The organism is Sphingomonas sp. BRN-1R, from assembly GCF_057748035.1.
The window spans coordinates 1,375,788-1,399,431 of the sequence record NZ_CM173236.1 but is presented as its reverse complement, the minus strand read 5'-3'; the positions used below and the strand labels follow the sequence as shown (position 1 = coordinate 1,399,431).

Below are 23,644 nucleotides of genomic sequence, written 5' to 3'. Positions count from 1 at the left end.
GTCGCTCTTGCAGCCGCGGCGGGGTTTGGCGTGCCTGTGGCCGCGCAGCAGCCGCCGGTGGCGACCGATGCGGCCGGGGCGGCGCCGCGCCAGCCGCTCGCGACGATCGTCGCGGAGCCGCTCGGCGTGCTGATCGCTGCGTGCGACCAGAACGGCGACGCGCTGGTGAGCCGCAGCGAGCTTGCCACGTGCCTGGCCCGCAGCTTCGCGGCGGCGGATAGCGAGCATAACGGCTCGATCAGCTACATCGGGTATAGCGATTGGGCGCTGAAATGGCTGGGCGACCGCAATGCTTTGCCCGGCCCGTTCGAGGTCGATGCGGATGGCGACAACCGGATCACGCTGGCGGAAATGCAGGCGCGCTTCGACACGATCTTCACCCGGCTCGATCGCGATCGCGACGGCAGCCTCAGCCGCGCCGAAGTGCTGACGATCCGCAGCGGGGTCGGCGCGGATCGGCCGCAGGGCAAGCGCGGCAAGCGGCGCGGCGCGGCGGACGCGCCATGACGCGCATGTTCACCCCGGGCGGCGAGCGCCCTGCCCGCTACGCGCTGGCGATCTTCGATTTCGACGGCACGCTGGCCGACAGCGGCGACTGGTTCCTGTCGATCGCCGACGAACTCGCCGACCGATTCAAGTTCCGCCGCGTGATACCCGATGAGGTCGATACCCTGCGCGGTCGGACCACGCGCGAGGTGATCCGCCACCTCGGCATCCCGCGCTGGAAGCTGCCGGCGATCGGCCGCTACGTCCATGCCAGGCTCGCCACGCAGATCGACCGGATCGCACTGTTCGACGGGATCGCCGATGTGGTGAACACGCTTGCCGATGCCGGCGTGCGGCTCGCCGTCGTCACCTCCAATTCAGAGGACAATGCGCGCGCGGTGCTTGGTTCGCTCGCGCAGCGGTTCGAGATGTTCGAATGTGGCGCATCGCTGTTCGGCAAGGCGCCACGCTATCGCAAGGTGCTGCGCCGGTTGCGGATTCCGCGCGAAGTCGTGCTGTCGATCGGAGACGAGACGCGCGACATCGCCGCCGCGCGCAAGGTCGGCATCACCGCGGCCGCGGTGCTGTGGGGCTACGCCAACCGGGCAGCGTTGCTCGGGTGCGAGCCCGACGTTCTGCTCGAACGGCCGTGCGAGGTGCTCGACGCGGTGTTCGGCGTGACGGCCGCGTAAACGACCGTCACGGGCGCGCGTTATTTCGGGTTCGCCTCCAGCCAGGCGATCACCTTGTCGGGTGCGCTCTCGCCATAGGGGTCTTCGTCGAGCCCCTCGTCGTTGATGCCGGGTTCCTCGAACCAGCCGACGATCCTGCCGTCGTCCACCACCATCGCATAGCGCCAGCTACGCTCGCCGAAGCCGAGATGGTCCTTGCGGATCAACATGCCCATGCGGCGCGTGAAATCGCCCGAGCCGTCGGGGAGCAGCTTGACCTTCTGCACGCCGAGGTGCCGGCCCCATTGGTACATCACGAACGCGTCGTTGACCGACAGGCAATAGACTTCGTCGATGCCGAGCGCCTTCAGCCGGTCGTACTCCCGCTCGAACGCGGGGCATTGCTCGGTCGAGCAGGTCGGGGTGAAGGCGCCGGGCAGGCTGAACACCGCGATGCGCTTGCCCGCGAACAGATCTGCGGTGCCGACATCCTGCCAGCGGAACGGGTTGGGGCCTTCGATCGTGTCGTCGCGCACGCGCGTCTTCAGCGTCACGTCGGGAATGGTGCGTCCAAGCATTGGCGTCTCCTCTAATCCAGCATCGCAGCGACCCAGGCGGGCACCAGCCGTGTGGCCGGCCCGATCCGCGTCTCGGCGAAACCGGCGCTGCCTGCCGATGGTTCCAGATTGAGTTCGAGCGTGTCGGCGCCCGCACGCCGGGCCGCCTGCACGAACCCTGCCGCCGGGTACACCGCGCCCGAGGTGCCGATCGACACGAACAGATCGGCCCCTGCCAGCGCCTGTTCGATCCGCTCCATCTCATAGGGGATCTCACCGAAGAAGACGATGTCGGGGCGCAGCGCGGGCGTGTCGCAGTTCGGGCAGACCTCCTCGGGCGGCAGATCGCCGCTCCACTCGGTCCGCACCCCGCATGCGGCGCATAGCGCGGATTGCAACTCGCCGTGCATGTGGAGCAGCCGCGTCGCCCCCGCCCGCTCGTGCAGATCGTCGACGTTCTGCGTGACGATCAGCATTTCGCCCGGCCACGCCGCGTCGAGCCGGGCGAGCGCGACGTGCGCGGCGTTCGGCGCGACGGTGGCGAGCGCGGCGCGACGTTCGTCGTAGAAACGGTGGACCAGGTCCGCATCGCGCGCGAGTGCTTCCGGCGTACAGACATCCTCGACGCGCTGCCCCTCCCACAGGCCACCCGGCCCCCGGAAGGTGGCGAGCCCGCTTTCGGCAGAGATGCCGGCGCCGGTGAGGATGACGATGTTGCGCAAGGTTTTCTGCATCCGGGCAAGATGAACGCTCGGCCGGGCGCATGCAATCGCGAGCACGGCAAGATCGCGAAAGTTTGCGGGTGGCAGCGCACACAGTCTTACCGCGCTCTTGTCGGCATGCTATTCGCCCGCCTGCAACGTACGGCGTAACGCCGAACAGGGAGGATTCGATGGGCATTGCGCCGACCAAGAACACATCGGACATCACCGCTGCCGAGGGCGCGCTGATCGTCGCCGCCGCCGCGACGTGGAAGGGGACGCCCTACTCGCTGGTCGGATCGGGATCGGTGCTTGCGAAGGGCGGCGATTGCAGCGGCAGCACCTGGCGGATCTACACCGCCGCCAACCTGCCCTATGAATATCAGGCGACCGCCACCTTCGTCGATTACGCAAAGAAAAGCGGCCGTTTCCGCGAGCTTGCCGCCGGCGAGGCGCGCCAGGACGGCGACGTGCTGTACTGGAGCGGCCATATGGCGATCTACAGCACGTTCACCAGCCCCGGCGACAGCGCCTATGCCGTCACCGACAGAGTGAACAAGGCCGGCCATCCGTGGAAGCAGAAGAACGACATGTGGACCGCCTCGCACCCGGGTGGCCCGACCTATGCCGCCGGCTCCATCCAATATTGGGGCAAGGGCGAGCCCCGCGTCTTCCGCTACGTGAAGAAATGAGGCGCGCGCGTTTCGCCGTCGCCGGCCTCGCGCTGGCGGCGTTCGCGCAGGCCGCGGTGGCGGAGGACAGCAACCCCGGCGTGCCGTTCGCCCGGCTCGACGCGCGGCCGGCGGGCGCCGTCACCGCGACCGCCGCGACGGTGGTGCTGCACGGCCATCAGGTCGACGTGTCGATGCCGGTGACGGTCCGCACGCGCGGTGCCTCGGTCCGCTTCGGCCTGCCCGCGTTCGGCTGGCTGGGCGAGAACGAGACCTACGCCGATCGGCAGTTCCCCGAACTCGTCGCGCGCATCGACGGCGCGCCCGCGACGATCGTCGACACTGTCACCACGCAGGTCGGCACGCGCGATGTGACCGAGGCGGTGCGCGCCGCCCGGCTCGATCCCTATGCGATCACCGATACGCCACCGTTCGTCACCGCCGCATCGGATGCGACGCTCGCCAGGCTGACCGCACTCGGCGCAGTATCGCGCGGCGATGACGGCGTGCTCGCCAAATGGACCGTGCGCCGCGTCGGCAGCATCGCTTTCGCAGACGCGGGCCGCCACACGCTGACGCTGCGCTACACCGCGCGCCCGGGGTTCGCGCTGCTCGACAAGAAGGCGCTCGCCACCACCGCCGCGCGGGCGGACTATTGCCTCACCCCCAAAGCGGCGGCAGCGGCGCTCGCCGGGCGTGGCGACGCCAGTGTCGCGCAACGCTTCGAGATTCCGATCGGCGTCGGCAGCGCGCGTGCGACCGCGCGGCTCACCGCCGACGCCGCAGCGGATCCCAGCGGCAAGCCATCGCTTATCGCCTTCTGCGGCGCGGACGGACGCGGTGTGATCGCGCACGGGCATGTCGATGCGACGCCGGCGCGGGTCGGCGCGTCGGGCATGCTGTCGGTGCTGGTCGTCGGCGCACAGCCGGGTGGCGACGCGGCGCGCTGAGCGGAACGGCGCAGGCACGGCGCTTGCGAAAAAGCGTCCGCGCCCCCTGTCCCCCCTGCCCGCTTTCTGCCATGCGCCCCGCGACACCAGCAGGCAGGGTTCGAGCATGACGGCGATCGGTATCTTGGGCAGCGCGGGCAAGATGGGCCAGGCGATCGCGGCGGCGGTGCCCGATCTCGGCGGCACGGTGGCGGGCGGTATCGATGCGGGCGGCGATCGTGCCGCGCTCGCCGATCTTGCCGGACGCGCCGACGTCCTGGTCGATTTCTCGACTCCCTCCGCGCTCGCCGGCAATCTCGCCGCCGCACGCGCCGCCGGCACGCCGATCGTGATCGGCACCACCGGCCTCACCGCCGCGCACCACGCCTTCGTGGCCGAAGCGGCTGCCGAGATCGCGGTGCTACAGACCGGCAACGTCTCGCTTGGCGTTACCCTGCTCGCCAAGCTGGTGCGCGAGGCGGCCGAGCGGCTTGGCCCGGACTGGGACGTCGAGATCGTCGAGATGCACCACCGCCACAAGGTCGACGCGCCCTCGGGCACCGCGCTGCTGCTCGCCGAAGCCGCCGCCGCCGGGCGCGGCATCGCGCTGGCGGAAGCGAAGGTGACCGATCGCGTCGGGCTGACCGGCGCGCGGTCCGAAGGGACGATCGGCATGGCGAGCCTGCGCGGCGGGTCGGTCGCGGGCGACCATATGGTGGTGTTCGCCGGCGAGGGCGAGCGCGTCGAGATCGGCCACCGCGCCGAGAACCGCGCGATCTTCGCACGCGGCGCGGTGACGGCGGCGTTGTGGCTCGCCGAGCGCCCGGCGGGCAGCTACACGATGGCGGAGGTACTCGGCGTTTGAAGAAGGCTGACGTCATCGAGTTCTACGCGCGGCTCGCCGCCGACAATCCGCACCCCGAGACCGAACTGGAGGCGGGCAATCCCTTCCAGCTCGTCGTCGCGGTGGCGCTGTCCGCGCAGGCGACCGACGTCGGCGTCAACAAGGCGACGCGGCGGCTGTTCGCGGAGGTGACGACGCCAGCGCAGATGGTCGCGCTCGGCGAGGACGGGTTGAAGGCGCACATCAAGACGATCGGCCTGTTCAATACCAAGGCGAAGAACGTGATCGCCCTGTCGGAGAAGCTGATCGCCGATTACGGCGGCGAGGTGCCCGCCGACCGCGACGCGCTCGAGACGTTGCCCGGCGTCGGCCGCAAGACCGCCAATGTGGTGATGAACGTCGCGTTCGGCGCGGAAACCTTCGCGGTCGACACCCACATCTTCCGCGTCGGCAATCGCACCGGCCTCGCGCGCGGCAAGACCCCGCTAGCGGTGGAACTGAAGCTCGACCGCGCGACCCCCGCCCCGTTCCGCCTGCACGCGCACCACTGGCTGATCCTGCACGGCCGCTACGTCTGCAAGGCGCGGCGGCCGGAATGCTGGCGCTGCATCGTCGCCGATCTGTGCGCCTATAAGCCCAAGACGCCGCCGCCCGCGAAAGCCGCGCCCGCCGCATGACGAAACGGCTGGCGTTCCGCTTTGCGCTTTGCTAGGCGCTTGCCCCCAGGCACCCGTAGCTCAGCTGGATAGAGCGCTGCCCTCCGAAGGCAGAGGCCACTGGTTCGAATCCAGTCGGGTGCACCATCCCTCATCGTCAGCCCCCCGTCCCCGGCAGCTTCAATCCGCGAAGCTGCCCGATCACGGTTTTCGCTTCGGGTGGGGCGGCCTGCATGAACAGCGAGAACATGTCCTGATCGCTCATGCTGTCGTTCGTCACCGCGATCGGCAGCGCGACGGGTTGCCGCAAGCGCACGCCCGGCTGCGCCTCCACGACGATGCACCGCCACGTCATGCCGACCGGCGCCGCGCCGATCTGCGCGCCAAATTCGTTCGGAACGGCGCCTCGCATGCGGATGCGATTGTCCGGGTGCGCTTCGAACCAGGCGGCATCGCCTTGCGTCACCACTGCCGCCAGACGCGCGTTCAGGCTGCCCTTGTCCATCGTCACACGCTCCCGCCGCTGTGCCGGCGCCGGTCCGGCACCCGGCGCGCGTCCTAACCGCGCCTGCGCTGTGCGCAATGGCTCTTTATGCGAGCGGATCGGGTCCGGCACGTTGAACGCCACGACACCCGTCCGACCGTACGGGTTCAGAGGCGTTTCGCCTTCACCTGCTGGATCTGTGCCTCAAGAGCGTCGATCGCGCGGCGATGCGCCAGGATCTGTCGTTCCAAACTGGCGATTTGCTGTCCCTCTTCCAGCCGCGAGCCGACCTCGTCGGGATGCAGCACGGACAGCAGCTCCGCCAGGCTCGCCGAGCCGATCCCCGGCAACAAGGCGAGCTTGCGCGGTGACATCGCCCGCAGCTCGTCGAGCGTGCGGATCCCTGTCCGTTGCAGGGTGTGCAGCAGCTTGGCGTTAAGCCCGAGACGTTCCACGACCGATCCTGTTCATGCCCTCTCCTCCCGCCGGCCTGACCCGATCGCCCCTGCGCTTGCGACCGCGCTTCCGCGACAGCCGTGCCCATGTGACGTGCATACCTCCGGAGGCGGCATACGCCCCAACGCAGGCAACAGCCGGCCATAACACCATGATAGACAATTTTCGCTCGGCTGACGCTTCGGCGATCGACGTCCGCCGCGCGTCCGATAGGTCCAGATGCGCAAGCGGCGGCGAAGAGCGCGACAATGGAAGGGAAAACCGCGTGATAGCGGACGACTGGGTGCTACCCGGATCGGGCATCACCGGCCGTTGGCACCATGCCGCGCGCGACGCTCGCTTGCGAACCGCACGCGCGGAAACCGCTGCAAGCGTCGTGCATTGTCACCCTCTCGACCGAGGGAGATGAGATGACCAACGAGACGTCCCCCGCCGATTCGTCGTTCAAGGACGATCACAACCCGTCCGGCGATGCGCAGGCGCAAGCCGCCTTGCTGCTGGTCGAGAGCCTGCTGCACAGCCTGCTCGACAACGGCGCGCTCACCAAAGCGCAGGCGCTCGAGGCGATCGACAGCGCCTATGCCGTCAAGGAAGAGAGCGCGGCCGACGACAAGGAACGGCGCGACACGTTGCGGCGGTCGCTCGGCATACTCGAGGCGATGCGCAACAGCATCAACGCTCATCAAGGCCGCTACGACGAGTCGCCCGGCGCCGGACCGCAGTCGGAACACGTCAAGCGGTAGCCGTCTGCCGTGACGGCACCTCGGCCGCGCTCACCACTGCCCGGATTGCAACTGAGCCGCGCTTCGCGAGCTTCACCGCAGTTTCGTGGCTGCGAAGTCGCGGCCCGTCCAACGAAGACTTCAAACCGCCCGCGTTCGCCTTCTTGAGCGACGCCTTATCTATATACAGCCATATACATTACTATTCATGAACGCGCTGCGAGATCAGCTTTTACGCAAAGTCTTTCGAAATAGGCGTTTCATGCTGTCGCGCTGATGATAGAACCGGCCCCATCCTCCTCGAAAACGGTCCACGCCGAAAGGGCGACATATTCATGACTGGCTCCGACGACCTTTCTCTTTCCCGGCGCGGCGTGTTGGTCGCAGGTGCTGCCTCCGCAGCGGTCACGACGCTGCCCGCCAGCGCGCAGGCGGCACCATCCGCCTCCGCGCCCGCGACGATGCCGGTGTCGCTGACCGTCAACGGCAAGCGCCACGATCTCACCCTCGACACGCGCACGACGCTGCTCGACACGCTGCGCGAGCATCTGAAGCTGACCGGCACGAAGAAAGGCTGCGATCACGGCCAGTGCGGCGCCTGCACGGTGATCGTCAACGGCGAGCGGATCAATGCCTGCCTCAGCCTCGCCGTCCAGCATCAGGGCGACAGCGTGACGACCATCGAAGGGATCGGCACCCCCGACCATCTGCACCCGATGCAAGCCGCTTTCGTCCGCCACGACGGCTATCAATGCGGCTATTGCACCCCGGGGCAGATCTGCTCGGCGGTGGCGGTGCTTGAGGAGATCAAGCGCGGCATCCCGAGCCATGTCCAGGCGGATCTTGCCGCGAACCCCGGCTTCACCAACATCGAGATGCGCGAGCGGATGAGCGGCAATATCTGCCGCTGCGGCGCTTATTCCAACATCGCCGAGGCGATGGCCGAAGTCGCTGGAGCGCAGGCATGAGAAGCTTTACCTACGAACGCGCCACCTCCCCCGCGCAGGCCGCTGCGGCGGTCGCACGGACGCCCGGCGCCAAGTTCCTGGGCGGCGGCACCAATCTGCTCGATCTGATGAAGCTCGAGATCGAGACGCCGACGCACCTGGTCGATGTGCAGGACCTCAAGCTCGATACGATCGCGCCGACCGATCAGGGCGGCCTCAGGATCGGTGCGCTGGTCTCCAACACGCATCTCGCCGCCGATGCGCGCGTACGGCGCGATTACGGCGTGCTGACGCGCGCGATCGTGGCGGGTGCCTCGGGCCAGTTGCGCAACAAGGCGACCACGGCGGGCAACCTGCTCCAGCGCACCCGCTGCCCCTATTTCTACGATCCCAACATGCCCTGCAACAAGCGTAAGCCGGGCTCGGGCTGTGCGGCGATCGGCGGGGTGAGCCGCCAGCTTGCGGTGGTGGGCAGCAGCGAGCAGTGCATCGCCACCTATCCCGGCGACATGGCGCAGGCGCTGCGCGTGCTCGACGCAACGGTGGAGACGGTGAAGGCGGACGGCACGACGCGGGCGATCCCGATCGCCGACTTCCACCGGCTGCCGGGCGACCGGCCCGATCTGGACAATGTGCTGGAACGCGGCGAGCTGATTACCGCCGTCACCCTCCCCCGCCCGCTCGGCGGCACGCATGTCTATCAGAAGGTGCGCGACCGCGCGTCCTACGCCTTTGCGCTCGTCTCGGTCGCCGCGGTGATCCAGAAGGACGGCACCGGCCGCGTCGCCTTTGGCGGCGTCGCGCACAAGCCGTGGCGCGTCGAGGCGGCGGAGGCGGCGCTGCCGCAGGGCGCGCGTGCGGTGATCCAGCGCGCCTTTGCCGACGCGCGCCCGACCGACGACAACCGTTTCAAGATCCCGCTGGCCGAGCGTGCGCTCGCCTCGGTGATCGCAGACGCCAAGGCCTGACCCCATGAAGTTCGACCAGCCCGCCGGCACCAACCCGATCGACCAGCTCAAGGTGATCGGCCGCCCGACCGACCGTATCGACGGACCGCTCAAGACCACGGGCACCGCGCCTTATGCCTATGAGCGCCACGACGTCGTGCCCAATCAGGCCTATGGCTATATCGTCGGTGCCGCGGTGGCCAAAGGGCGCATCAACCGCATCGACACCAGCGAGGCCACGGCCGCGCCCGGCGTGATCGCGGTGGTGACGACGCTCGACTATCCCAAGCCGCTGCCGCTGGGGATGATGAACATCGCCCATCTGTTCGGCGGGAACGAGGTCCAGCATTATCATCAGGCGATCGCCGTCGTCGTCGCCGAGACGTTCGAGCAGGCCCGCGCCGCCGCCCAGCTGATCCGCACCGACTATGCGCGCGCACCCGGCAAATTCGATCTCGCCAAGCTCGAACCGACCGCGCCGCTCGAGGGCGGCAGCAGCGGCGAAGGCTCGGGCGCGCCGGCGATCGACCGGGTCGGCGACTTCGCGGGCGCGTTCGCGGCTGCGCCGGTGAAGATCGACCGCACCTACACCACGCCCGACGAGAGCCACGCGATGATGGAGCCGTTCGCGACCATCGCCGCATGGACGGGCGACAAGGTGACGCTGTGGACCTCCAACCAGATGATCGCGTGGAGCAAGGGCTCGATCGCCAAGATGCTCAGCATCCCCGAGGAGAATGTCCGGCTCGATTCGCCCTATGTCGGCGGCGGTTTCGGCGGCAAGCTGTTCGTGCGCGCCGATGCGGTCTGCGCGGCGCTCGCGGCGAAGAAGGCTGGCCGTCCGGTCAAGATCGCGATGCAGCGGCCGCTGATGATGAACAATTCGACGCACCGCTCCGCGACCATCCAGCGCGTTCGCCTGGGCGCGACGCGCGACGGCAAGCTCACCGCGATTGCGCATTCCTCAACCAGCGGCAACCTGCCCGATGGCAAGCCCGAGACGGCGGTGTCGCAGACCAAATTGTTCTACGCCGCACCCAACCGCGAAACGTACATGAAGCTCGCGGTGATGGACCTGCCCGAGGGCAATGCGATGCGCGCGCCCGGTGAGGCGCCGGGGCTGATGGTGCTCGAAATGGCGATGGACGAGCTGGCCGAGCAGCTCGGCATGGACCCGGTCGAGTTGCGCGCGCGCAACGACACGCAGGTCGATCCCGAAAAGCCCGACCATCCCTTCTCCGAACGCCACTTCGTGGAATGCCTGCGCACCGGCGCGGAAAAGTTCGGCTGGTCGAAGCGCAATTCGAAGCCCGCGCAGGTGCGCGAGGGCAAATGGCTGATCGGCATGGGCATGGCGGGCGGTTTCCGCAACAACCAGCTCACCAAGTCGGCGGCGCGCATCCGGCTCGAGCGGGACGGCCGCTTCACGGTCGAGACCGACATGACCGATATCGGCACCGGCACCTACACCATCCTCGCGCAGACTGCGGCGGAGATGATGGGGGTCGGCATCCACAACATCGACGTGCGCCTCGGCGACAGCGACTTCCCCAAATCGGCCGGATCGGGCGGCCAATGGGGCGCCAACAACTCCACCGCCGGGCTGTATGCGGCTTGCGTGAAACTGCGCGAGGGTATCGCGCAGCGGCTCGGCTTCAACGCGACCGACGTCGCCTTTGCCGACGGCAAGGTCGCCGCGGGCGGCCGCAGCGTCGCGTTGAAGGACGCCGCAAAGGCGGGCCCGCTCACCGGTGAGGACGGGTTCGATCCCACCGACATGGGCAAGCGCTGGCAGCAATCGACCTTCGCGGCGCACTTCGTCGAAGTGGCGGTGCACGGCTATACCGGCGAGACGCGGGTGCGCCGCATGCTCGCGGTGTGCGACGCCGGGCGCATCCTCAACCCCAAGGCGGCACGCAGCCAGGTGATCGGTGCGATGACGATGGGCGTCGGCGCGGCGCTGATGGAGGAACTGGCGGTCGACACCCGCTTCGGCCTGTTCGTCAATCATGACCTTGCCGGCTATGAAGTGCCCGTCCACGCCGACATTCCGCATCAGGAGGTGATCTTCCTCGACCACCCCGACGACAAATCGTCGCCGATGAAGGCGAAAGGCGTGGGCGAGCTTGGCCTGTGCGGGGTTGGCGCGGCGGTCGCCAACGCGATCTACAACGCCACCGGCGTGCGCGTGCGCGATTATCCGATCACGCTCGACAAGCATCTGGAGAAACTGCCGCCACTGGCTTGAAACCTTTCGGCAGGCGGGTGGACATCGCCCCACGGATACCTGCTAAGGCGCGTGGCTGATGCCGCGTCGATCCTCCCGCACGTTCGCCCTTCTCGTCGCACTGGCCGTGCTGACCGCGCTGGCGGCGGTTGTCTGGCTGGTCCTGGTGTTCGGCTGGTTCAGGCCGGCGGCGACACCGTTCGGCTGGCCGGCGACGCAGACCCTCGTCGCGGGTGACGGGACGCGCGGCGATGCCGATGGCGCCGCGCTTAAGGCCCGGTTCGGCGATCCGTTCGCGCTGGCCATCGACGCGCGCGGTGCGCTGTACGTCGCGGATGCGGGCGATACCGGGCGCGTCCGCAGGATCGACCGCGACGGCACGGTCACGACCTTGCCCGGCACGTTCCAGACGCCGTCCGGCGTCGCGCTCGATCGCGCCGGCGACGTTCTTGTCGCGGACACCGCTGCAAACGCGATCCGCAGGATCAGCCCGGACGGTGCCGTGACGACCCTCGCGGGTGACGGCACCGCCGGATATCGCGATGGCGCGGCGGCTCAGGCGCGCTTCGACGGCCCGATCGGCGTCGCGGCCGACGCCAAGGGCAACGTCTATGTGGCGGACAGCTATAACGACCGCATCCGCATCATCACCCCCGAGGGGCAGGTGCGGACGCTGGCCGGGCATGACGGACCCGGCTTCGTCGATGGCGCGGGCGCGGCGGCGGGGTTCGACACGCCGACCGGCCTCACGCTCGATCGCCACGGCGCCCTGCTGGTCGCGGACACCGGCAACGACGCGATCCGCAAGATCACGCCGGACGGCATCGTCTCCACGCTGGCGCAGACCGGGCGCGGCGATGGCGCGGACCTGCTGAACGGCGCGGTGGGTCTGGCATCGACATGGGACGACTTCCTCTACATCGCGTCGCTCAAGCGCGGCCGGGTCGTTCAGATGTCGCCGACGGGTGATCTCAAGGTGCTCGCCGGACCTGGTGCCGGAAACGCGGGCAATGCGGCGTTGCGCTTCACCGGCCCGGCAGGGATCGCGGTTGATCGCGCGGGCGCGCTCTACGTCGCCGACGCATCGGCGTACCGCATCGTCAAGCTCAGCCGGCGGGATGCGCAGGCCGCTCAGGTGACGCCCGCCGTTGCGCCGGCGCCGCTGCCTTCGCTGGTACGGACGCGCGTATTCCCGTGGCCGGTCGCGCCGCAATTCGCCGCGCATGAGGTGGTCGGCGATCTCGGCGAGGTGCGCGGCAATTATCAGGGGGAAAGTCGCGACCACCTCCACGCCGGTCTCGATATCAGCGCGCCGCCGGGGACGACCGTCCTCACCACCGCCGACGAGACGGTGCGCGATCCGCTGCCGAACTGGGAGCCGGACGGCCTCGGTGAGGGTCTGCGCATCGACCAGATGACGTACATCCACATGCGTGTCGGTCGCACCCCGGCCGGCGCGCCGATCGATCCGGTGCGCTTCCGGCTCCTCCGCGACGCCAGTGGCCGCGTGACGCGGGTGCGGGTGAAACGCGGCACGCGCTTCCGCGTCGGCGATCCACTCGGCACGATCAACCGCATGGCGCATGTCCATCTCGAACTCGGGCCGCCACGTGGCAAGATCAACGCGCTGCTGCTGCACTTTCCGGGACTGGCCGATCATGTCGCTCCGCACATCGCGGAGGTGCAACTGCTCGATGCCGTCGGCCGCCGACTGATTGCGCGGCAGGACGGCCGCCTGCTCGTACCCGCCAACGCCGGGTCGCTCAGCATCGTCGCCGATGCGTGGGATCAGGTCGACGGCAACGCGGCGCGGCGCCGCCTTGGCCTCTACGAAGCCGGGTTTCAGGTCTTGAAGGCGGATGGCACGCCGGTGCCGGGTTTCGAGCGCCCACGCGTGACGATCGTGTTCGATGCGTTGCCGACCACGCCCGACACCGCCAAGATCGCCTACGCCCCGGCAAGCGGCGACACCGTGCACAGCGATCAACGGACGCGTTTCCTCTATGTCGTCTCCAACCGCGTCCTTCATGGTCGCGCCGAGCGGGTCGGCTGGAACCCGGCCGATCTGCCGCCCGGCGACTACACGATCCGCATCCATGCCGCCGACCATGCCGGCAATGTGGCAATGGCCGGGCGCGACCTGCCGATCGCGATCCGTTGAACGCGTCGTCCCCGCCCGCCTCGCATCAGGCCACCTTTATGCACCCAGCCCAGGTTGATCGCCGCCATGTCTGAACCCACCAGGCGCACGCTCGTGGTCGTGTTCGGGGCGGCGGTGCGCGCCGATGGCAGCGCCAGCCCCGCGCTCGCGCGCCGCGTCGGCTATGCGGCGGCGGTGGCGGAAGCCGACCCGAGCGTCGATCTGTTCCTGTCCGGTGGCGTTGGGACGTACCCGCCCTCCGAGGCGGCGGTGATGGCCGGCCTGCTGTCGGGCACCGTATCGGCCGAGCGCCTGATCCTCGACGAACGCAGCATGGATACGCTGCAAACCGTGCGTGCCGCCGCCGCGCATGCCCGCGCGCATGGCTATGCCACGATCCTGACCTGCACCGATGGCTATCATCAGCCCCGCGTCCGCATGCTGTTCCTGTTGCTGGGGCTGGCGACCCGCCCGGTCCGCCTGGCGGCGCGCGGGCGCAGGGAATTGCGCCTGAAGATGTGGGCGAGAGAGGGCGCGGCGCTTCCCTACGATCTCGTCGCCGGGGTCGGCGCGGCGTGGCGCGACCGTTCGCGATCGGATCGCCGCTAGACTCGGCCGATGCGATACGGCCCCGCCCGCGCATCGAGCGGTTCGCCCTTCCAGCTCAGCCGCACCCGCCCCTCCGCCACCAGCGTGTCGACCGCCGCATGGACGGTCGGCATCGCCTCGCGCCACGCCTCTCCATCTCCCGCGATGGCGCGTGCCACTTCGCTCGGGCAGACCGTCGCACCCGGTGCGCGGGCAGCGAGCAAGGCGAGCGTCGCCTCGCGCGCATCGCTCACGGCTTGCGGCGGCCGCCGCGCGATGGCCGGCCCGTTGTCATGGGATCGGGCTTGGGTGGCGGTCGCCAGCCCGGCGGGGGTGCCATGCGTTGTTGGCTGGTGCCGAGACCCATCGCGCCGGGTTGCTGGCGCAGCAATCCGGCGGCATCGGCCTGCTCCGCCTCCTGAGCGCTCGCACCACCGCGCATCAGGCTGATCCGGTCGCGGCAGCGCCTGGCGTCCTCGAAGTCCAGCGCCTCGACAGCGGCGTCCATCCTGCGCTGTAGCGATTCAATCGTATCGGTCATGCACACCCCAACGCACGAACACCGGGCTAGGCGGCAACCGTTCGCGACGGCACGAACGCCCAGCGCAGCGTCTGCGCAACGCCCAGCGTGCCGAGCCGAAGCGCGGGCCGGCTCAGCAGCGGCGAGGTCAGCCCGTGCATGTGTCGCGCCCAGCGCGGCAGCAGATCGACACCGGCTGCCATCATCATACGGCGGACCGGTTCTCCGGCGCGTGAAGGCGATGGCTGTTCCAGCACCAGCCGCGCAACCTCGCGCGAGCGCGCGTCGGCCCTAAGCTGCGATTGCATGTCCATCATCATGGCGGCAGCGGCGCGACGGTCGCGCGGCGGATTGCCCGCGCCGAGCGCCACCGCGACCTCCGCCATCTCGGCATAATATCGGTCCTGATCGCGCGCCGACATGCGCGGATCGGCATACCGAAGATACCCGGCAAGGAAGCTGCTCGCGCCGGTCACGTGGACCCAGTCGAGCAAGGCAGGATCGTTCGCGCGATAGGGCGTGCCGTCCGGCAACGTGCCCGTCACCCTGTCGTGAATACGGCGCACGAGCGCGATCGCCCCGGTCGCATCGTCTCGCCCGCCGAAGGTGGTGACGGCGATGAAGCGCGCGGTGCGGCGCAGCCGCCCGTGCATGTCAGAGCGGAAGGTCGAATGATCCCACACTCCGGCGAGAACGGACGGGTGGAGCATCTGAAGCAGCAGCGCGCTGACGCCGCCGGCCATCATCGCAGCCACGTCGCCGTTCACGCGCCAGGCGACCGACTGCGGCCCGAACAGCCCGTCCGCGCGGCGGACCACCGGCTGCTCGCCAGCGGAGGTGTCGTTGAACACCGACGAGACGCGGTCGGCGATCGATCGGCGGACAGGATGGAGAAACTGGTCGAGCAAGGCGTGTCTCTTACGCAAAGCTCGTATGTAGGTGTGGCGGCGGCTTCGCGAAACCGTGCGACTTGTACCGCGCTCAGCCGCTCCCCTCCCCGGCGCAGCCGCGGGGCCGGCTCACCGTCAGTTGGGCTCCGCCCCGTCGGCGAGTTCGATATGCACGGCAAGGCCCGAATGCGCGGCAAGGTTCACGAGCGCGTCGAGCGAGAATTTGGCGATCTTGCCGCGCAGAAGATTGTTCAGCCGGGGCCGACCGATGCCGAGCCGACGCGCCGCGGCTTCCTGCGTGAGGTTCCAGGACTGGATGCGCCCGCTCAGCGCGTGCATCAATTCCAGCCGTGCCGCGACGTTCGCTTCGACGAACGGGCCGGGTACAGTATCGGACGTGCTGGTCGCGTCGGCCCTCATGACCTGCCTCCTAAAACGCGGAGTTGCGCGAGAGGAGCATCCGACGCGCTTCACGCGCGCATGACGCTCCGTTCACGAAATTTCAGATTTGGCGGCGATCTTCTCCAGGAGGAGAAGATCGCCGCAGAAGCCACCGGTCGGCGGTTAGAACTTGAAGTTCGCCCCCGCCTTGAACGTCCGGCCGATCAGGCCCGGCAGGTGCCAGGAGGCCAGATAGTTCGGCTGCGTGGTATATGCGTTGTTCGGGAAGATCGGTGCACGTGCGCCGAAGATGTTGCCGACCGTCACATAGAAGTTGAAGCCCTCGTTCACCGTCACGGCCGCATTCACGTCCGTGTAGATGAAGCTGTGGATGTAGCAGAACTTCGAGCTGTAAACGGCGGCGTTGCACGAGATGTCGCCGTTGACCGACGTCGCCTGATCGGCGGCGACCGCCTTGATCCGGCCGACGTAATAGGTCGTCGCGGACAGGCTGAACTTGCCGAAGTCGAGCGTGTTCTGCCAGTTGCCGCGCCAGCGCGGCGTACCGCCGCCCGACGACAGATCCTCCGGACCCACCGTACCCGCATAATGCTGCACCGCGCCGGAGCCCGGGTGAAGATCATATTGCAGCGTATCCTGGAGATCGAGCCGGCTCTCGAGGTGGATGCCCGAGGTGATCGGAATGCGGGCATCCGCACTGAACTCGAGCCCCGAGATGATCTCGTAAGCGGCATTCACATATGGCGCGTTGAGCACGAGCAGACGCGGCAGCGCGTTGGGCGAGAACGGATCCGCACCGTCCACCACGTTGCACGAATAGCCGGTACCGACCGCCGCCACCGCCGCGCACGCCGCTGCCTGTGCGGCAGCCGCCGAAGCGAAGGTGCGCGATTCCACCGAGTAATAGGCGTTGATCGCGTCCGACGTGCGCGGGCCGGTGACGATCAGGTTCGACTTCTTCACGTTGAAATAGTCGGCCGTGACGGTCAGCCAGCGCACCGGCTCGAAGATGGCACCGGCGGTGAAGCTGCGCGCACGCTCCGGCTGGATGTCCGGGTTACCGACATAGCCGCGACCGAGCGAATAGTTGGTGGTGTAGGACGCGTTGTTCGGATGCGCCGCGCGGAAGCCGGCATCCGGCGTGTAGCCGACGAAGCCCGAATACGAACTGCGCGGGCCCGATTCAGCGAAGGTCGGCGCGCGGAAACCTTCCGAATAGGTGCCGCGGATCGCAAGCTGCTTGATCGGCTGCCACTTTGCGGTGAACTTGGGCGAGAAGCGGCCGATCCCGGTCGAATAGTGATCGTACCGGCCCGACGCGCCGAGATCGAGCGACTCGAGGATCGGTGCGTCGACCTCGAAGAACCCTGCCACGACCGAGCGCTTGCCATAGGCCTGCGCGGTGGTGAGGCCGGGAACGTCGAGATTGGGGTTGAGGCTGTTGTTGGTCAGCGTCTCGCGGCGGAACTGACCGCCCACCGCCAGCTTCGCGTCGCCGCCCGGCAGCGCGAACAGGTTGTGGTTGATCGAAGCATCGACCGTCGTCTCGGACGAGCGCGAGCGCGCGGTGATCGGCGGCAGCACGGCATCCCGCACCGCTGCGCTGTTCAGGCTCGGGTTGACGAAATTATACGAGCCGGTGTTGATCGCCTTCGTCAGCGCCGCGAGATTTGCATAGCCATAGAAGGTCAGCCCCAGAACGTCCTTCGAATAGGACGCATCGACGTTCCAGTTCCAGTCGCCGGCGAAGCTGCCCTTCAGGCCAGCGGACCCGCGATAGACTTCGTTGATGCGCTTGCTGCCCGAACGGACATCCCCGAACAGATAGTAGATACGCGCCGCGCCGTTGGCGGGATCGTTGGCATAGGCTGCCGCATACGGGTTGTTGGGGTTGAGGCGGCGATCGGTTGCGGTCGCGCAGTTCACGCCCGAGGAGCAGATGTACACCGGCAGCACGATGCCGGGGTTGCTCGTCGAAGTTGCCGGCGAACCGCCGAACGCCTGGTTCTGGCGGATACCGACGGGCGTACGGGTGATGTCCACGCGGTTGTTCGCGTAGCTGCCGGCGATATAGCCTTCGATATTGTCGGCAAGGCGAACGCTGACGCAGCCGACGAAATCATACCGCTCCTGCCGGGGCAGGATCTCGGCATATTCCTTGGTGAGATCATGTGCGCAGGCCGTGCCCGTGCGTGCAGCGGTATTCTCGGTGAAGGTGCCGAACGGGCAGTTGGCGAGCGGCGTGAGCGAGGTGAACACCGCCGGGGTGGTTGCGTTGGTCACCGTGCCGGCGAGCGGGTTGTTGAGATCGGTCTGGCGCACGCGCGTCACGACGGCGTTCGTAGTCGGCGTCGTCAGCGTGTCGTCGCCGCGATTGTTGTCGACGCCGCCGATCGCGCGCAGATCCAGCGTGTTGAACGGGAAGCCGCGCGAGGCCGCAGTCACGTTGCCGGTGTAATCATAGTCGCCGCCGACATAGATGTTGAAGCCCTGGCGCGCGTAATCGCCATAACCGGCGAGCAGGTGCGCACGGTAGCGCTGGCCGTCGCCCGCCGCCGAGACGCCGCCTTCGGCGCCGGCTTCGAGACCGGTCATCTGCTTGCGGGTGATGATGTTGACCACGCCGCCGATCGCATCGGCGCCGTACAGCGCCGACGCGCCGTCCTTCAGCACCTGCACCTGCTGCACGTTGACCATCGGGATGCTGTTGAGGTCGGTGTAGCTGTTGTGGCCGTCGTCGTTCAGCGGGAAGTTGGTCGACCGCAGACCGTCGATCAGCGTGACCGTCGAGGACACGCCGAGGTTGCGCAGCGACACGGCCGAACCGCCGGCCGAGAAGCCGCTCGAGAAGCCGTTGCCGATCGAGCCGGCGCCGTCCGCCGAAAGCGAGCGCACCGCGTCCGCCACGTTGGTGATGCCGGCCTTGGCGAGCGTCTCCGAGGTCAGCACGGTAACGGGCGAAGCGGTGGTCGTCGCGCTCTTGAACAGCGATCCGGTGACGACGATGTCCTTCTGCGCTTCATCGGCGGCAGGCGCGTCGCGCGACAGGGTCGCGGGCGCGGCCTGGTCCTGTGCGTGCGCAGGCGTGGCGAATGCGGCGAGCGCCATCAGCGGCGTTGCGCCCAGCAGCAGACGGTTCTTCAGAGTCAAATGCAAGATATACCTCCCCTGTGTGATCTCCCGCCATCGTCCCCATGTGCGAAAGATCCGGCTCCCCTCGGACCGGTTGGTCCGACCCCGGAGCAGATGTCACGGAGATATCAGGGCCAGATCGGCTGTAAAGTAGCTGTCATTTGCCGACGTGCGAATCAGCCGCGATGTAGCAATCGTGCCACATCGGTCTTTTTACGTAGGTCGAGACTAGGGGTGACATAGGTCGGCTTGATTACGGCCGAAGCACGCTATGCTACAGTATATTCTGTCTTTTTCCTTAGCGATAATGGGCCGCATCGTGTCAGCGGGCGACCATCGGGACGCCGGCAACGCCGCAGCCGGCGCATGAAACTTCGTTCATGTCCCGGGTTTCCCGTAGCGATAGTGGGTCGCGATGCCGGCAATCGGGCCCGCCGAACTCAATGCGTTCCCGTGCGTTCAGGCGCGGACCCCCGGCCATCGTCGGCGGCACGGGAGAACGACCATGGGAACGACGCTCAACGCCACTTTCGAGACGCGTCGCGAAGCCGAGATGACGGTGGAGCGGCTGGTGCAGGAGCATAAGCTCGACCGATCGGACATCTTCATCGCCGCCGCCGGCGACGACAACACCGCCAGCGAGGCGCAGGCCGGCTCCGATCGCGAGGCAGGCGCCCCAGCCCGGAAGCGCGCGACGATTCGCCGCTGAACGGCGCGGTAACGGTGTCGGTCGACATCGAGGATGCGGCAACGGTCGAGACCGTGCGCGCCGCGTTCGGCGAATTCGCCGCCGTCGACGTGCGCGAGGCTTGATGGCGCCCGCGGCTCCAACCCGCTCCGACGAGGATTGGATGCGGCGCGCGATCGAGATCGCACGCTCCAAGGGATCAGACCCGTCGTCGTCGCCGCTCGGCTGCGTCATTGTGCTCGACGGGCGGGAGATCGCGGCAGAGCGCAACCAGACCCACGAGTTGCCTGATGCGACCGCCCATGCCGAGATGATGGCGATCCGCCGTGCCTGCGAAAGCACCGGCGAACTCGAACTGCGCGGTGCGACGCTCTATTCTACGCTCCAGCCCTGCGGCATGTGCACCATGGCGACGATCTGGTCCAAGGTCGGCCGTGTCGTCTATGGGGCCGGCCGCGACGACGTCCATCCGATGTATTTCGAGGCGCGCCATGTCGATACGCTGTCGTTCATCGCCGACGCTTATCGCGACGACGTGACGATCGAGGGCGGCTGCCTGCGCGAGGAATGCGCGACGCTCTACTACGCGCCGGACGTCGACCTGCCGCGCGAGGAGCAGGCGAACCTGTGAGGAGGGCGACGCCCGCCGCGGCGTTGACGACGAGCGGAGACTATACAAAGACGGATCGAACCTTCGGGCGGTTCAGGCATTCAGCCTGTCGCTCGCCCCGGCGCTCCCGCCGACGGCATTTCGTGGTGAAAGACAGACGTGGACGACAAGGAACAGCACGGCGAGTTTGACATCGAGGGCGACGGGCAGAGCGGCGGCGTGCCGGCCGCGGGCGCGATGGATGTCGGAGCCCGCGAGCCGATCGAAACGCGCGGGCTGCACCATTGGCGCGAGGCAACGATCACCGAACCCGGGCTCGACGACCGGGGCAACGTATTCTTCGCCGCGATCGAGATGACGCGGATGCCGATGATCCTCACCGATCCGCATCAGCCCGACAATCCGATCGTCTTCGCCAACAAGGCATTCCTCGATCTGACGTTGTACGAGGAATCGGAAGTCGTCGGCCGAAACTGCCGCTTCCTGCAAGGCCCGCAGAGCGACCGGGAGATGGTCGCGCAGTTGCGCGACGCGATCGCCAACACGGAATCGATCGCGCTCGAGCTTCTCAATTACCGGCGCGACGGGTCGCCGTTCTGGAATGCGGTTTTCATCGGCCCGGTGTACGACACCGCGGGCAAGCTGCTGTATTTCTTCGCCAGCCAGCTCGACGTGACGCGTCGGCGCGAGAGCGAGAAAGCCTCGCTGCAAGCCCAGAAGATGGAGTCGATCGGCCAGCTTACCGCCGGGCTGGCGCATGATTTCAACAATCTGCTCCAGGTCGTGAACGGCAACCTCGAACTGGCGACCGCGCGTGTCGAGGACGAGCGTACGCTGCGCTATCTGCACAGCGCGCGCGGCGCTGCCGAGCGCGGCGCAAAGCTGACCGGGCAGTTGCTCGCGTTCGCCCGTAAGACGCGGCTCGATCCGCGCCCGGTGGATGTCAGCGCGTGCATCAACGGTTTCGCCGATGTGATGGAAAGCGCGATCGGCACGGGCGTCGACCTGCAACTCAGCCTGCGCCGCAATCTGCCCAAGGCGATCCTCGATCCCGAACAATTCGAGATGGCGGTCCTCAACATCGCCATCAACGCGCGCGACGCGATGCCGGGCGGCGGCATGGTGGAACTGGTGACGGGCAAGGTGCGGCTCAACGGCGACGCTGCGGCGCGCGGACTCACACCGGGCGAGTATATCTCGGTCGAAATCCGCGACGAGGGCGAAGGCATGCCCCCGCATGTCATCGACCGCGCGACCGAGCCGTTCTTCACCACCAAGGCGACCGGCAAGGGCACCGGGCTCGGTCTGGCGATGGCATCCGGCTTCGTGCAGCAATCGCGCGGCCGGCTCGAGATCGAGAGCAAAGTCGGGCGCGGCACGACGATCCGCATGCTGTTTCCGATCGCGTCCGCGCAGGCCGTGTCGCTTGAGCCGCCGCCACTCGTATCGCCGCGCGCCAGGCCCGAAGTGCAAACCCCCAGCGAGCACATCCTCGTCGTCGAGGACAGCCCGGACGTTCTCGCGCTGTCACGCGAGATCCTCGAGGATATCGGCTACCGGGTGACGACGGCGGAATCGGGTGAAGCGGCGCTCGCGCTGTTCAAGAGTTTCGAGCCCGGCACGGTCGATCTGCTGTTCACCGATCTCGTCATGCCCGGCGGGATCAACGGCATCGTGCTGGCGGAGACGATCGCCAAGCTCGATCCGGACCTGCCGGTGCTGATGACGACCGGCTATAACGAGGAGCTTGTGGTGGAGGGCCCCTCGGCGCTCGGCCTCGACGTTCTGGGCAAGCCGTACCGCCGTTCGGACCTGCTCGATCGCGTGCGGCAAGCCCTGAACCACCGTGGCGGTCCGGATCAGCGCCGGCGTCGATCGGATTACGGCTCCGCGCAGGAATGAACCGGATGCGGGGGTGATCGGGCGAGCGGCGGTCGCGCCCAAACGATGCGCAGAGCCTCATGCCCCACCCCGCTCCCGGCCTAGCAGAGCAACTCTATCGCCTCCACGAGCAGCCCGGCCGCGAACAGCGACGCCTTTGCGGGTTGCCAGAGTGCCCATCGCCACGCCTGCGTCATCATTCCCGCGCCATCGCCCGAGCGTCTGATCGCGCTCATATCCTCGCCCCCGTTGTTTGCCCGGCACAGGTTTGCACCGTGCGGAACCGAATCAAAGCCTCCGGCGCGTACGGCAGGCCCATATCGGGTCACCAAGCCGAAGAGGGCGGGCATTTCGCATCCGGGCTGCCTCTGCACCGGATCAGCGGGTTGCGTCATCCATAGCGCACCGGTCATCACCCGCCCCCCCGCTTCAAAACTCAAACGCTCCAAAGTATATTGCCGCCGCTTTACTTGTCACGCTTACAATATAATATAGGTTGACTCATGTACACTCGGTAAAGATATTATACCGATCAGGTCGCGCCGCTTCACGCGATTCCATGTGCGGCCATAAATTGGGGAGAATGGCCGCAATGTCTGAACAGGCTGTAGAGGCGCTTCTTGTCGAGCTTAGCGCATTAGCAGATAAAGTCGGAGCGTTCATAGGTACGAACGAAGACATACATGGGTTCTATCGCGGTTCGTTCCAGGGGGCCTTGGCCGAGGCACAAGGCTGCTTCATCAGCAAGCCCGGCGGGGTGACCGCTATTCAGGCGCTGCAAAGCGTCGCGAAGCAGCCGCAGATCGATCCTGTAGGTTTGCCCTTCTACACGCGTGCGCAACTTACCAACAGCTTCGATCACTACACCTCGATGCTCAGCGCCTGGAAAGGCATGACGAACAATATCGAGGAGATGGAAGCCAAGCTCGAAGAGATCCGGCGACTTTCGCCCGAGGCTGCAAAAGCCGCGCGCGAAGGCATGCAACCGATCATGTCGGCTGGACGCCAACGCATGCAACTCGCGGCCGATGTGGAGCGCGCGGTCATGGAGATCACGCGATCCGGCAATGCCAACCGGCTCGCCGGGCAGGCGATTACGATCACGTCCCGGACCGAAGCAGGCCTGATCGAAACGCAGATGGCAAATCGCGGCGTGCAGATGCTGCCCAACGCGGTGAGCAACGGGGAACAATTGATGACCCGCATCCGGACCATGCCGATCAACTCGGACGACGCAAAAAGAACCGTCAGCGAACTCGCCACCAAGGGGTCGGCGGCGCTTGCTGCGGCGACACAGGCGCTGAGAACGGGCGGCGCGGTGGTCCGCAGCTATGTCACGCGCGCGGTCACGGTGATCGGCGAAGCGCTGATAGGCCTCGGATCATCGTTGATGACCCCGATCATCGTGCCCAAAGGGATCCTGACACCGCCTGGATCATCAACCGACGCCTGACGGGGGCGGCACCTATCGGCTCTCGCGACATCCTTGAAATTG

General features: G+C 67.5%; 26 protein-coding genes and 1 tRNA gene. 17 read left to right on the top strand and 10 right to left on the bottom strand.

Annotated elements, in window-relative coordinates; genetic code table 11:
• Positions 1-30: 30 nt before the first annotated feature.
• Together AC3ANX_RS06345 and AC3ANX_RS06340 are read left to right on the top strand one after the other, a co-directional pair.
• Positions 31-507: an EF-hand domain-containing protein gene (locus tag AC3ANX_RS06345; protein ID WP_488336164.1), complete on the top strand. Its 477-nt coding sequence runs from the start codon at positions 31-33 to the stop codon at positions 505-507.
• Positions 504-1,178, top strand: coding sequence for an HAD-IA family hydrolase (locus tag AC3ANX_RS06340; RefSeq protein ID WP_488336163.1), 675 nt, complete (start codon positions 504-506; stop codon positions 1,176-1,178). Before AC3ANX_RS06345 ends, AC3ANX_RS06340 begins: the two co-directional genes overlap by 4 nt.
• Before the next feature lie 20 nt (positions 1,179-1,198).
• Here AC3ANX_RS06340 and AC3ANX_RS06335 read toward each other — a convergent pair whose 3' ends face one another.
• A complete protein-coding gene (locus AC3ANX_RS06335) occupies positions 1,199-1,735 on the bottom strand; it encodes a redoxin family protein (RefSeq protein WP_488336162.1) in 537 nt (178 codons plus the stop codon).
• An 11-nt stretch (positions 1,736-1,746) separates the two neighbouring features.
• Positions 1,747-2,436: an NAD-dependent deacylase gene (locus AC3ANX_RS06330; protein ID WP_488336161.1), complete on the bottom strand. Its 690-nt coding sequence runs from the start codon at positions 2,434-2,436 to the stop codon at positions 1,747-1,749.
• A 170-nt stretch (positions 2,437-2,606) separates the two neighbouring features.
• Between AC3ANX_RS06330 and AC3ANX_RS06325 the strand changes: the two genes are divergently transcribed.
• From AC3ANX_RS06325 to AC3ANX_RS06305, 5 genes are all read left to right on the top strand, one after another.
• Entirely contained in the window at positions 2,607-3,107 is a 501-nt protein-coding gene (locus tag AC3ANX_RS06325) for a hypothetical protein (protein WP_488336160.1), read from the top strand.
• Entirely contained in the window at positions 3,104-4,036 is a 933-nt protein-coding gene (locus AC3ANX_RS06320; RefSeq protein WP_488336159.1) for a hypothetical protein, read from the top strand. Before AC3ANX_RS06325 ends, AC3ANX_RS06320 begins: the two co-directional genes overlap by 4 nt.
• Positions 4,037-4,142: 106 nt before the next feature.
• Positions 4,143-4,880, top strand: coding sequence for a 4-hydroxy-tetrahydrodipicolinate reductase (gene dapB / locus AC3ANX_RS06315; protein ID WP_488336158.1), 738 nt, complete (start codon positions 4,143-4,145; stop codon positions 4,878-4,880).
• Positions 4,877-5,536: an endonuclease III gene (gene nth, locus AC3ANX_RS06310; protein ID WP_488336157.1), complete on the top strand. Its 660-nt coding sequence runs from the start codon at positions 4,877-4,879 to the stop codon at positions 5,534-5,536. The genes dapB and nth overlap by 4 nt, the downstream gene beginning before the upstream one ends.
• Before the next feature lie 49 nt (positions 5,537-5,585).
• Positions 5,586-5,662: transfer RNA gene (locus AC3ANX_RS06305), tRNA-Arg, on the top strand.
• Between the two features lie 10 nt (positions 5,663-5,672).
• Here the strand turns inward: AC3ANX_RS06305 and AC3ANX_RS06300 are convergent.
• Both AC3ANX_RS06300 and AC3ANX_RS06295 read right to left on the bottom strand, forming a co-directional pair.
• Positions 5,673-6,020, bottom strand: coding sequence for a hypothetical protein (locus tag AC3ANX_RS06300; RefSeq protein ID WP_488336156.1), 348 nt, complete (start codon positions 6,018-6,020; stop codon positions 5,673-5,675).
• A gap of 146 nt (positions 6,021-6,166) precedes the next feature.
• Positions 6,167-6,454, bottom strand: a complete 288-nt coding sequence (locus AC3ANX_RS06295) for a DNA-directed RNA polymerase subunit alpha C-terminal domain-containing protein (protein ID WP_488336155.1) — start codon at positions 6,452-6,454, stop codon at positions 6,167-6,169.
• A 321-nt stretch (positions 6,455-6,775) separates the two neighbouring features.
• Here AC3ANX_RS06295 and AC3ANX_RS06290 point away from each other — a divergent pair, with 321 nt between their 5' ends.
• The 6 genes from AC3ANX_RS06290 (at position 6,776) to AC3ANX_RS06265 (ending at position 14,047) form a co-directional block, all read left to right on the top strand.
• A complete protein-coding gene (locus tag AC3ANX_RS06290) occupies positions 6,776-7,198 on the top strand; it encodes a hypothetical protein (protein ID WP_488336154.1) in 423 nt (140 codons plus the stop codon).
• 314 nt (positions 7,199-7,512) lie between these two features.
• Complete coding sequence (paoA, locus tag AC3ANX_RS06285; protein ID WP_488336153.1) at positions 7,513-8,145, top strand: aldehyde dehydrogenase iron-sulfur subunit PaoA; 633 nt, start codon at positions 7,513-7,515, stop codon at positions 8,143-8,145.
• Positions 8,142-9,092, top strand: a complete 951-nt coding sequence (locus tag AC3ANX_RS06280; protein WP_488336152.1) for an FAD binding domain-containing protein — start codon at positions 8,142-8,144, stop codon at positions 9,090-9,092. The genes paoA and AC3ANX_RS06280 overlap by 4 nt, the downstream gene beginning before the upstream one ends.
• Before the next feature lie 4 nt (positions 9,093-9,096).
• Positions 9,097-11,319 (top strand): aldehyde oxidoreductase molybdenum-binding subunit PaoC, encoded by a 2,223-nt coding sequence (paoC, locus tag AC3ANX_RS06275; RefSeq protein WP_488336151.1) that lies wholly within the window; start codon positions 9,097-9,099, stop codon positions 11,317-11,319.
• A gap of 58 nt (positions 11,320-11,377) precedes the next feature.
• Positions 11,378-13,459 (top strand): SMP-30/gluconolactonase/LRE family protein, encoded by a 2,082-nt coding sequence (locus tag AC3ANX_RS06270; protein WP_488336150.1) that lies wholly within the window; start codon positions 11,378-11,380, stop codon positions 13,457-13,459.
• Between the two features lie 66 nt (positions 13,460-13,525).
• A complete protein-coding gene (locus AC3ANX_RS06265; protein WP_488336149.1) occupies positions 13,526-14,047 on the top strand; it encodes a YdcF family protein in 522 nt (173 codons plus the stop codon).
• Here AC3ANX_RS06265 and AC3ANX_RS06260 read toward each other — a convergent pair.
• From AC3ANX_RS06260 to AC3ANX_RS06240, 5 genes are all read right to left on the bottom strand, one after another.
• Entirely contained in the window at positions 14,044-14,280 is a 237-nt protein-coding gene (locus AC3ANX_RS06260; RefSeq protein ID WP_488336148.1) for a DUF3253 domain-containing protein, read from the bottom strand. The genes AC3ANX_RS06265 and AC3ANX_RS06260 overlap by 4 nt on opposite strands.
• Entirely contained in the window at positions 14,277-14,567 is a 291-nt protein-coding gene (locus AC3ANX_RS06255) for a UvrB/UvrC motif-containing protein (RefSeq protein ID WP_488336147.1), read from the bottom strand. Before AC3ANX_RS06255 ends, AC3ANX_RS06260 begins: the two co-directional genes overlap by 4 nt.
• Before the next feature lie 26 nt (positions 14,568-14,593).
• On the bottom strand, positions 14,594-15,454 hold the full coding sequence (locus AC3ANX_RS06250; protein WP_488336146.1) for an oxygenase MpaB family protein: 861 nt from the start codon (positions 15,452-15,454) through the stop codon (positions 14,594-14,596).
• Positions 15,455-15,571: 117 nt separating this feature from the next.
• On the bottom strand, positions 15,572-15,856 hold the full coding sequence (locus tag AC3ANX_RS06245) for a helix-turn-helix domain-containing protein (RefSeq protein WP_488336145.1): 285 nt from the start codon (positions 15,854-15,856) through the stop codon (positions 15,572-15,574).
• Positions 15,857-16,000: 144 nt separating this feature from the next.
• On the bottom strand, positions 16,001-18,946 hold the full coding sequence (locus tag AC3ANX_RS06240) for a TonB-dependent receptor plug domain-containing protein (RefSeq protein ID WP_488336894.1): 2,946 nt from the start codon (positions 18,944-18,946) through the stop codon (positions 16,001-16,003).
• A 529-nt stretch (positions 18,947-19,475) separates the two neighbouring features.
• Between AC3ANX_RS06240 and AC3ANX_RS06235 the strand changes: the two genes are divergently transcribed.
• From AC3ANX_RS06235 to AC3ANX_RS06225, 3 genes are all read left to right on the top strand, one after another.
• On the top strand, positions 19,476-19,679 hold the full coding sequence (locus AC3ANX_RS06235) for a hypothetical protein (protein ID WP_488336144.1): 204 nt from the start codon (positions 19,476-19,478) through the stop codon (positions 19,677-19,679).
• A gap of 142 nt (positions 19,680-19,821) precedes the next feature.
• A complete protein-coding gene (locus AC3ANX_RS06230) occupies positions 19,822-20,289 on the top strand; it encodes a nucleoside deaminase (RefSeq protein WP_488336143.1) in 468 nt (155 codons plus the stop codon).
• 138 nt (positions 20,290-20,427) lie between these two features.
• Complete coding sequence (locus AC3ANX_RS06225; protein WP_488336142.1) at positions 20,428-22,170, top strand: histidine kinase famiy protein; 1,743 nt, start codon at positions 20,428-20,430, stop codon at positions 22,168-22,170.
• Between the two features lie 80 nt (positions 22,171-22,250).
• On the opposite strand, the gene AC3ANX_RS06220 is transcribed toward AC3ANX_RS06225, so the two are convergent.
• Positions 22,251-22,385, bottom strand: a complete 135-nt coding sequence (locus AC3ANX_RS06220) for a hypothetical protein (RefSeq protein ID WP_488336141.1) — start codon at positions 22,383-22,385, stop codon at positions 22,251-22,253.
• A 356-nt stretch (positions 22,386-22,741) separates the two neighbouring features.
• Between AC3ANX_RS06220 and AC3ANX_RS06215 the strand changes: the two genes are divergently transcribed.
• Positions 22,742-23,602, top strand: a complete 861-nt coding sequence (locus AC3ANX_RS06215; RefSeq protein WP_488336140.1) for a hypothetical protein — start codon at positions 22,742-22,744, stop codon at positions 23,600-23,602.
• The last annotated feature ends 42 nt before the right edge of the window (positions 23,603-23,644 follow it).

Bases quoted from the DNA above. Each gene is read 5' to 3' on its own strand.
- paoC (WP_488336151.1), top strand. From the start codon at position 9,097: ATGAAGTTCGACCAGCCCGCCGGCACCAACCCGATCGACCAGCTCAAG.
- AC3ANX_RS06340 (WP_488336163.1), top strand. From the start codon at position 504: ATGACGCGCATGTTCACCCCGGGCGGCGAGCGCCCTGCCCGCTACGCG.
- paoA (WP_488336153.1), top strand. From the start codon at position 7,513: ATGACTGGCTCCGACGACCTTTCTCTTTCCCGGCGCGGCGTGTTGGTC.
- AC3ANX_RS06230 (WP_488336143.1), top strand. From the start codon at position 19,822: ATGCGGCGCGCGATCGAGATCGCACGCTCCAAGGGATCAGACCCGTCG.
- AC3ANX_RS06290 (WP_488336154.1), top strand. From the start codon at position 6,776: ATGCCGCGCGCGACGCTCGCTTGCGAACCGCACGCGCGGAAACCGCTG.
- AC3ANX_RS06300 (WP_488336156.1), bottom strand. From the start codon at position 6,020: ATGGACAAGGGCAGCCTGAACGCGCGTCTGGCGGCAGTGGTGACGCAA.
- AC3ANX_RS06265 (WP_488336149.1), top strand. From the start codon at position 13,526: ATGTCTGAACCCACCAGGCGCACGCTCGTGGTCGTGTTCGGGGCGGCG.
- AC3ANX_RS06280 (WP_488336152.1), top strand. From the start codon at position 8,142: ATGAGAAGCTTTACCTACGAACGCGCCACCTCCCCCGCGCAGGCCGCT.
- AC3ANX_RS06215 (WP_488336140.1), top strand. From the start codon at position 22,742: ATGTCTGAACAGGCTGTAGAGGCGCTTCTTGTCGAGCTTAGCGCATTA.
- AC3ANX_RS06220 (WP_488336141.1), bottom strand. From the start codon at position 22,385: ATGAGCGCGATCAGACGCTCGGGCGATGGCGCGGGAATGATGACGCAG.
- AC3ANX_RS06270 (WP_488336150.1), top strand. From the start codon at position 11,378: ATGCCGCGTCGATCCTCCCGCACGTTCGCCCTTCTCGTCGCACTGGCC.
- AC3ANX_RS06255 (WP_488336147.1), bottom strand. From the start codon at position 14,567: ATGACCGATACGATTGAATCGCTACAGCGCAGGATGGACGCCGCTGTC.
- AC3ANX_RS06325 (WP_488336160.1), top strand. From the start codon at position 2,607: ATGGGCATTGCGCCGACCAAGAACACATCGGACATCACCGCTGCCGAG.
- AC3ANX_RS06335 (WP_488336162.1), bottom strand. From the start codon at position 1,735: ATGCTTGGACGCACCATTCCCGACGTGACGCTGAAGACGCGCGTGCGC.
- AC3ANX_RS06245 (WP_488336145.1), bottom strand. From the start codon at position 15,856: ATGAGGGCCGACGCGACCAGCACGTCCGATACTGTACCCGGCCCGTTC.
- AC3ANX_RS06320 (WP_488336159.1), top strand. From the start codon at position 3,104: ATGAGGCGCGCGCGTTTCGCCGTCGCCGGCCTCGCGCTGGCGGCGTTC.
- dapB (WP_488336158.1), top strand. From the start codon at position 4,143: ATGACGGCGATCGGTATCTTGGGCAGCGCGGGCAAGATGGGCCAGGCG.
- AC3ANX_RS06240 (WP_488336894.1), bottom strand. From the start codon at position 18,946: ATGGCGCTCGCCGCATTCGCCACGCCTGCGCACGCACAGGACCAGGCC.
- AC3ANX_RS06235 (WP_488336144.1), top strand. From the start codon at position 19,476: ATGGGAACGACGCTCAACGCCACTTTCGAGACGCGTCGCGAAGCCGAG.